Source organism: Sulfuriferula thiophila (assembly GCF_003864975.1).
Lineage (GTDB): Bacteria > Pseudomonadota > Gammaproteobacteria > Burkholderiales > Sulfuriferulaceae > Sulfuriferula > Sulfuriferula thiophila.
In genome coordinates this window covers 1-8,563 of record NZ_BHGL01000047.1, presented here as the reverse complement: position 1 = coordinate 8,563, position 8,563 = coordinate 1, and the positions used below count along the sequence as shown (strand labels likewise).

Sequence of the window (8,563 nt, the reverse complement as noted above, 5' to 3'; positions counted from 1 at the left end):
GATTGGTGGGATCCCACCTAAACACAAACTCGCTATGGCCGCTTAACCTCTACTTTTAACTGCGGTTATTAATGAGGGGATTACCCTTGCAGCCAGCGAAGCCCCGAAAAAACGTATCATTCCCGCAGACACCCAGCAGGTCTGCATAGACCTGCCAGGTGAAATCATTCGTTGTGTGGTGCATAAGCCCAAACTCGAAATCATGCTGCGTCATCACCGTGACGTGATATTTGATATTAAAATGAAAGCTGACACTCAATACACGATAGAAGCCGACATGAGTGAATTTTACAATCCGCGCGACAAAAAAATCGTTCCTGTCAGACAGAAAGTCAGCTTTGTGGATGGCGAGCGTTTCCATCTGTATCTGGGACGCGAATTTGGAGGGCATTTGATACTGAAAGCGAATGGCAAATTCATCCACACTTATCATATCAGGGACATCGACCGTAAACGCTACGGGTCTGATCCTGCAATCAAGCCAGCACCGTTTATTGTGATGATGCATGCGCCGACATCTCCCCAGCCTGTTGCAGCGCCTACAGATGCAGAGCAAGTGATGCGTGTTATTGAAATAAAAAAGCCAAACTATGTGGAACAGAAAAATGCACCCCCAACCCCACCTGAGATTCTAAAGTTTTTTATGGATGGTGGCGAAGCAACCGATCTGGATCCTAATAAAATCATCACGCAAAACTGGATTATTGGCCAATTGGCAGGGTCGCAAGCTTACCTGATAGACAATCGCGCCTGGGCAAAAGAACTGATGGGGACAAAATTCAGACTGGAACGCGTCATGCATAAAAGTGGACCAGCGATCTATATGATATTCAACCAACGGGCTGGTCTCAGAACATTAATGAATGCAGCCCGTTATTCATTAGCAAACACCAAGATCATCAAAATCACCGCAGGCGCAGCCAATGCTAAACAAACGTGGGGTGCAGCCCGAGGTGCGATGAATGATTCGATCAAAATATTTGCTAAAGAAGAAGGCAAAATCGTGATAAAAGGAGGCGGCATTGCCGTGTTATTCACCATGGCTATGGATACCGCAGAATGGTATAAGGATTACAGTCAGATAGATGCAAACGGCAAACACAAAAAAGACTTTACTGATCTGTTTTCTAAAATCGGGGTTGATGTTGTGAAGGCTGGGTTGAGTGCGGCGATTGCGAGTGCTGTGGTGGCCGGATTACTAAGTGCTGCTATATTTGTAGCCGGCTTTTTTGGTGCAACGGTTGTCGCGCCGGTTGCACTTTTAGTTGTAGGTACTTTAGCAGTCGCTATTTTTGTGGGCTATCGCCTTGACCTTGCCGATAAAAAAATAGCCGCGTCATTAGGTGAAGAAGATTTGACTGCCTATTTATCCAAAAAATCGCAGGCAATCACACAATACCTCGGCGAAAAATTCTCAAAAGAGGCTTTGTATAAGGATTATCACGAAATGTTTGTACCTTCAGGGCAAACGTCAGTGGTGACGGCCAAATGAGTAATAATTCTGCTGAATTTAGTTTGCTTAATGCAACCAAGATGGCCTCTTTTGTAGGTGTGCCGCTAACATTGTTCGCGACATGGTTAGTACAAGGGGCAACAGATGACATGAAAATCCAGACCGATTTTGCCTGGAAATTCGGTTTATGGTATGCGCTGTTTTGTTTTGTAGGGTCATGGTTGATTTACTTTCGTTATCGCAAATCTAAATTATTTATGCCAGGAGTGATAAATGCGTTCATTGGTGCGAGCGGCATTTTTTCAGTGTTAGGATTTTCGATGTTTTTCTTTTACTTCGGTTTCGCCCCAATGCCGATGTGGGCACATATCCTTGGTGTAGGCGGCGGACTAGGTTTGTCTATCTACTGGGGTTATTTGGTATGGGGAGACGTGATGACGGCATTGCACAAAGGGGATTTGCTTTCCAGAATATATGTGGAAAAAGAAGATGCCATATATTACATGTACCGTTCTATAAAAAACAAAAAATCCTTATCAGACCGAACCCCATTCAAATCATTTCATTTTTACGCAGCGATGCTGGTTGCCCCGCTGGTCGTTGTGCTCAATCGTGTACTCACCCCCTATACAGGTAGTGGTCATGGTGTTTTCATGGTGCTGTCTTTTTTTGGCTTACCATTGATTTTGACGATGGTCGGTTTTGCTGTTCAGTTCTATATTTTAGGCATTTATTACCCGATTAAATTAAAACGACAAACAGGCAAGTCGGTAGTCGTGCCTGATGAGGATTTTTAATCCGCCCTTTGTTTTTGACGAATTATCTTTAAGCTAAAGTGAGTTATGAATGAACCAAGTAGATGTATCCAATAAATGGAAAGCGCGTTTTACCCTTATTGAAAAAGCGGGTGGTACAAAACTGACCAAATTGAATCAGTTAAGCTTCACAGAAAAATTTACAATCATTTTTAGTATCTGGGGATTGTTGTTTGGACCGATTTACTATTTGTATTTGGGTCTGTGGCGTAAGGCTATTAGCTATACGCTGTTTTTGGCCGTTTTTATTTTTGTTTTTAGTTTGTTTCTTATCATGTGGGCTGATGTAGATAAAGCGACCTTGCGCATGTTTTTAAACGGTGGTCAAACAGGTTTTTCAGTACTGTTTTCGGTTCTAGCATCTATTGATTATTATAAAAAAGTCGTTGTAGGTGACAAAGGGTGGTGGTGAAGTAGGGGGGTGAGGTGTTGCATTGCATACCAACCTCACCCAGCGCACCGTGATGGCGGCCTCACCCGTTACCGCCTCACCATCGAGCCCTGGTTAAGCCTGCTGCGCCACCGCCGCGACAGCACTATCTACCAGGACATGAGCGTCATCGACATTCTCAACGCCGTGCTCAAAGACGGCGCAGGCGAGGGCGCCTACACCCCCGCCTGGAAATTTGACCTGGCAGACCCCAGTGTTTACACCAAGCGCTCGCTCACCACTCAATACCGCGAAACCGACCTCGACTTCATCAACCGGCTGATGAGCGAAGAAGGTCTGTATTACTGGTTCACCCATGAGGGAGATACCAGCAGCCCGCAACTGGGCACACATACACTGGTCATCAGTGACCACAACAGCGCCTTTACTGCCAATCCTCAAGCCACCGTACGTTACACCCAATCAGGCACCGTCTTGCCAGAGGACAGCATAGACAGCTGGCACGAACACTATCGCGCAGCACCCCATCGGATCGAAACCGTCACCTGGGACTACCGCGCCAACCAGATCCACCAGAGCCAATATCAGGACAACAGCCCCAGCGCCAACAGCAACCAGCAACACCTGGGCTACACCCTCACCCAACAGGATAGCCCCGGCCAATACGCCTACCACGACAGCGCCGAAGGCGAACGCTACGCCCGCATCAGTATGGACGCCATCCACACCCGTCGTCACGACATTACCGCCGCAGGCACAGTCCGCACCGCCACACCCGGCAGCACCATCACCCTGACAGACCATCCGGCCTACGCCAACATCGACACCAGTGATGGTGAGGCCACCACCTTCCTCATCACCCGTGTCACCCATCAGGCACACAACAACCTCATCGCCCACCAACGGCATGACAGCGGCAACAACAGCGAACAAACGCGCTACCGCAACACCATGACCCTCATCCCTGACACTACCACCTATCGTCCCCAGACGACAGACGGTCATGGCATCCGCATCCACCCCAAACCCACTGTTCACGGTCAGCAAACTGCCATCGTCGTCGGCGCCAAGGGGAATGGTGACTTGGCGGACCCCATCCACACCGACCGCGACCACCGCATTAAAATCCAGTACCACTGGCAACGCGGCGACCAGAGCCACAGCCGCTTGAGCCACCCCTATGCGGATGACCACACCACCGCCCCGGGAGACGCCACCACCGGCACCTGGGTACGCGTCAGCAGTAGCCTCGCACCCACCGCAGGGGATAACTGGGGCAGCGTACATTTACCCAGAGTCGGTCAGGAAGTCCTGGTCGACTTTATAGACGGCGACATCGACCGCCCCATTGTCATCGCCAGCCTCTACAACGGCCAGGGCCAGGACAACGCCGCCCACAATCAGATAGCAGGCACCGCCCCCACCGCCACAGCCAATGCAACCAGCTGGTTTACCGGCAGCGAAGACGGCAACAACCACGCCGCCACCCTGTCTGGTATCAAAACCCAGCAACTCGCCAACAGCCAGGACGGCACCGGCGGCTACAACCAGCTCGTATTTGACGACACTGCCAACCAGAGCCGCATCAGCCTGCAACAACACGAAGCCCAGCACACAGGCGACTCAGAGCTTAACTTAGGCCAACTCACCCACCAAAGCGACAACCAGCGCCTCAACTCCACAGGTTTCGGCATCGAACTCAAAACCCGCCACAGCGCCGCAGTCAGAGCCGGCAGTGGCTTACTCATCAGCAGCGACCCGCAGTCTGTCAACGGCATGCAAATGGACAGCCGACCCGCACAAGCCATCATCAGCCGCCAATATGACCTTAACACCGCACTCGCACGGTCTGCCGACACCCATCAGGCCAAGGGTGCAAATGACCCAACAGCCGACAAACTCACCGCCATCAAACAACTCGACCACAGCCAGCAAGTCATCAGCCAGCAGACCAGTTCAAACCAAAATAGCACCAGCGACACCAGCAACGACATCACCACCTACAGCGAACCGCACCTGCAACTCTCCAGCCCCGCAGGCATCATCGCTGCCACAGCTACCAATGCCATCATCAGTGCAGGCAACACCAGCAACTTAACCGCAGAACAAGACATCAGCGTCAGCAGCCAGGCACAGCAACATCATGCAGTCAAAGACGGCATCAGACTCTTCACCCAAGGCACCGCCATCGACAGCACCAAACCCAATCAGGAAACTGGCATCAGGATCCACGCCGCCCAAGGCAAACTCAGCAGCCAGAGCCAGTCGGGCAACACACACATCAACGCCAGCAAAGATGTGCATATTGCCAGCACCGAGCAGACCGTCACCCTCGCCGCGCCGCAACATGTATTACTCACCTCGGGCGGGGCGTACATCAAGCTCGAAGGCGGCAATATCGAAGTGCATGGGCCGGGGGTGATGGCGTTTAAGGGGAGTTTGACGGAGCTGTCGGGGGCGGGGAGATCTACAGTGTCTGAACTTCGCTTCCCTACCTTGATTGATGACACGCCTAAAAACTTCAGTCAGCGGATTAACTTCTCCGGTCTGATCGGGCGGGATGTTGATACCGGTCAGCTTCATGAGCGATTACCTTATGAAGCTTATAACGAAAAAGGCGAACTGATTGCCAAGGGCGTGCTGACTGAAGAAGGACTGACTAAGCCGATTTACACAGCCCAGGCGGAAAAAATCAAGGTCGTCCTAGGCGATGGCGATTGGCGCAAATTCAGCGACGTATCGCACAAAGTCTAGACCTCGGACATACAGGAATATATATGGATATTTTCGAAGAACAAATGTTTGCCACGACACCTAAGCCCGAGCCTTCAACCGGGCCGGAATCCGAATCCGCGCCTTCACCTGAATCGGAGTCTGCACAAGAAACCAAACTGCCCGATACGCTTACTTTGAGTTTTATCGGCTTTGATGGCGAATTCATAGAAGGTCTGGAATGTCGCGTGCGTGTTGTTAACAAGACCCAGTTCATGACTACGGACAGTAACGGCACGCTACAGACCATGACCTTGAACCCAAATGCGGAAATCGAGATTGCAGTCAAGCGTTTTGATGGCAGCTACAAAGTAATCGATACGACAACCGTGCCGGTGGGCGAGACTACTTGGGAGTACGTCAGCCCCAAACTATTGGTGGAAACAAGTACAGAGGCACATGAGGGCGCGCCAGGCAATGCTGAATCGCAAGCGCCTAAACCCGTTGAACACGATCGGGGCGACATCACGCCCCCGGAAAGCGTCACGCCTCCAGCGCCGACGCAAACGCCAACCCCGCCAGCACCTGCCAAGAAAAAGCCGAGCAATAAACACGCCAAACATAAAACCAATGCAATACCTCAGAAAATCAGCGGGCAGACACCAGTTAAAAAAGTCGAAGCACTAAAACAGGGGCGTGATGCTCAAGGTCACCCACAAACCACCTTCATATCAAAAGTCAAAGACTGGTGGGGTAGTTGGCGTATGCCCGGTTTCAATCTGTGGAGTCATGATGATTTTGTGCAAGGCGGAAAAACGGTCTCGACCTCCACTAAAGCACAACAAAATGTACCTACCGTCAACGCAGAAGAGATAAAGCACGTCAATGAAATCATCCGTTATTTGACACAGCAGACAGATTACAAGTATGGCAACGCAGGGACGGTCGAAATTTTAACGCAGTTGAGCAAAGGGACGTTTAAGCATCAACATGGGGAGAAACCAGCAGGTAAACCAGCGAATCAATGCTACAAATATGTCAAAATAGCATTGACACGAACAGGTTGGGTGAATGGTGTTTTAGTAGGTGAGTCTGCCAGCACTGCTGGTTCGGAGCTAATCAAACAAGGTTTTATTGATGTTACCGACAGCTTGCCTGATTCGCGCTGGGCAGCACCTGGGGATGTGAGCGTTTACAAATGGACACAAGCCGTGCTGGAAGAGGAGCGCAAAAAAAAGAAAAATCCTGAGTATCCCAACCATGGACATATAGATGTGCGTAGCTATGATAATTATCTGACTGATTATATTCCAGTCTCACATCACCCAAGATGGTCTCGTTACGAGATACCACGTGTTTATCGAAAATTTTATGACCCCTTACCCATATTAAGGATGAAGGCATTTTTGCGCTGCATAAGGGAGTTTGAGTGTCAGGCAGAGCCAGATGATAGCAAGCGTTACACATTGTTAAATTGCGCTTTGCCAGGGACAAAATCTAAACGATTTAGTAGTTTTGATACACACCCGTGGGATACCGTATCCAAGGAACAACGTAGCATATATTCAGCAGCTGGTGCTTATCAGATTGTTTATACAACATGGGTTGAATTACTAACTGGGATGAATGGAGCTGGGGAGGTAATCGCAGATAACAAAATGTTCAGCTTGGCACCCAATGAAGCAAAGTTTACTCCGCAATTACAAGACCGTATGGCTGTTGCAAAAATAGAAAATCGACAAGCATTAGGTCTTGTTCGTAAAGGTGAATTGGCAGGTGCTATTGCCAAATTGCGAACCGAGTGGACGAGTTTGCCAGGGGGTAAAGAAAATGCTGGTCGGCGGACAGCATCGGGTGGATTGATGGACCAAGCTTATTTTGAGTCGTTGTTTAATACTTATTTCACAGAAGAAAAAAGAAAGGTTGGTATCAAATGAAGAAATTGTTCATGGCTTTAATGTTGTTAATTTTTGCAAACAGTTATACGGCGCAGGCCGAAACAATGACGCCTGATCAGACAGCTATCGTAACACTGCTTAAGAAGATGTATGCAATTGACCCTGATGAGTTTGACTATGCAACTTTTGGGGCAAAATACAAAAATGGTGATGAAGTTGTGGCTGGAAAGTACGATCCACCGAGACAATGCCGACTTTTAGCGGAGTTTCTGTCCAAAGAAGCGATTATTAAAGAAAAGGGAATAAATTCTGGTTGTATGACAGGTGATGCTGGCAATTTTCGGTATCCTGGCATAGATGACGAAGATTTAGCACCTCTTACACGTCTAGAGTCCCTACCAAAACCACATATCAACACGCCAGTCATTCAAGGCGATAAAGCTAAGGTATATGTCATATTCAAAGACGGTAGAAATGTTTTTTATTATCTGAAAAATTTGCCTGAAGGTTGGCGTATATACAAGGTGGAGTCGAGAACGACCGAAAACTGGCGTAGCGACATTAAAGAAGTCCGCGAGCGCGATGACATTGTTAATGTTTTTCCGCCAGAGAAATCTTCTAAATAAACCCATATCGCAACAGATATACAATGATATGGGGAAATAGTGAATAAAAAGAAAATCTTAGCTATCATCACTGTTGTGGTGATAATGGTTGCTGGGACAGGCGCTGCTGTATATATATATTTTCAACATAACTATATTAACGAAATATTGGACTTCACCCGCTTCAGTAGACACATTATGATGTAGAAACTGAACAGGAGTGAAGCCAATGAGTAACGCAAGATATACAGCAGAATTTAAGGCAGAAGCAGTCAAACAAGTCACCGAGCGCGGGCATGGGGTGGTTGAGGTTGCAAAGCGTTTGGGCATATCAGACAAGAGCTTATATGTCTGGCTAAAGAAGAGTCAGCAACAATCCCCGTCTGCTGCCAAAGATGAAGTACTCGCGCTTAAAACCGAACTCAGTCGCATGAAGGCTGAATTGAAGCGCACCACCGAAGAACGCGACATCTTAAAAAAGGCCGCCGCGTACTTTGCCAGAGTGTCCGAGTAAAGTACGCTTTCATGGATCAGCATCGGTGTGAATTCCGATTGCGCAGCATGTGCCGAGTCCTCAACGTCCATCGCAGCGGCTACTACGCCTGGAAGGCCTGCCCCAAATCGGAGCGGGCTGTGGCCGATGAAGCGCTGTTGATTGACATCAAACAATCCTTTGAGGACAGTTACGG

General features: G+C 48.9%; 7 protein-coding genes. All 7 read left to right on the top strand.

The window, feature by feature from the left end; genetic code table 11:
• Window positions 1–202 precede the first annotated feature (202 nt).
• The 7 genes from EJE49_RS14040 to EJE49_RS14010 all read left to right on the top strand — a co-directional run bounded on the left by EJE49_RS14040 (window position 203) and on the right by EJE49_RS14010 (window position 8,388).
• Entirely contained in the window at window positions 203–1,492 is a 1,290-nt protein-coding gene (locus tag EJE49_RS14040; protein ID WP_124951955.1) for a hypothetical protein, read from the top strand.
• The gene (locus tag EJE49_RS14035; protein ID WP_124951953.1) at window positions 1,489–2,250 is read left to right on the top strand and encodes a hypothetical protein; all 762 of its coding nucleotides are present in this window, start codon (window positions 1,489–1,491) and stop codon (window positions 2,248–2,250) included. The genes EJE49_RS14040 and EJE49_RS14035 overlap by 4 nt, the downstream gene beginning before the upstream one ends.
• A 49-nt stretch (window positions 2,251–2,299) precedes the next feature.
• A complete protein-coding gene (locus tag EJE49_RS14030; RefSeq protein WP_124951951.1) occupies window positions 2,300–2,680 on the top strand; it encodes a DUF2628 domain-containing protein in 381 nt (126 codons plus the stop codon).
• A gap of 9 nt (window positions 2,681–2,689) precedes the next feature.
• A complete protein-coding gene (locus EJE49_RS14025; RefSeq protein WP_124951949.1) occupies window positions 2,690–5,413 on the top strand; it encodes a type VI secretion system Vgr family protein in 2,724 nt (907 codons plus the stop codon).
• 23 nt (window positions 5,414–5,436) lie between these two features.
• Window positions 5,437–7,308 carry a lysozyme family protein gene (locus tag EJE49_RS14020; protein ID WP_124951947.1) on the top strand — a complete coding sequence of 624 codons (1,872 nt, stop codon included), beginning with the start codon at window positions 5,437–5,439 and terminating at the stop codon, window positions 7,306–7,308.
• Complete coding sequence (locus EJE49_RS14015) at window positions 7,305–7,895, top strand: hypothetical protein (RefSeq protein WP_124951945.1); 591 nt, start codon at window positions 7,305–7,307, stop codon at window positions 7,893–7,895. The genes EJE49_RS14020 and EJE49_RS14015 overlap by 4 nt, the downstream gene beginning before the upstream one ends.
• A 208-nt stretch (window positions 7,896–8,103) precedes the next feature.
• On the top strand, window positions 8,104–8,388 hold the full coding sequence (locus EJE49_RS14010; protein WP_124950332.1) for a transposase: 285 nt from the start codon (window positions 8,104–8,106) through the stop codon (window positions 8,386–8,388).
• Window positions 8,389–8,563 lie beyond the last annotated feature (175 nt).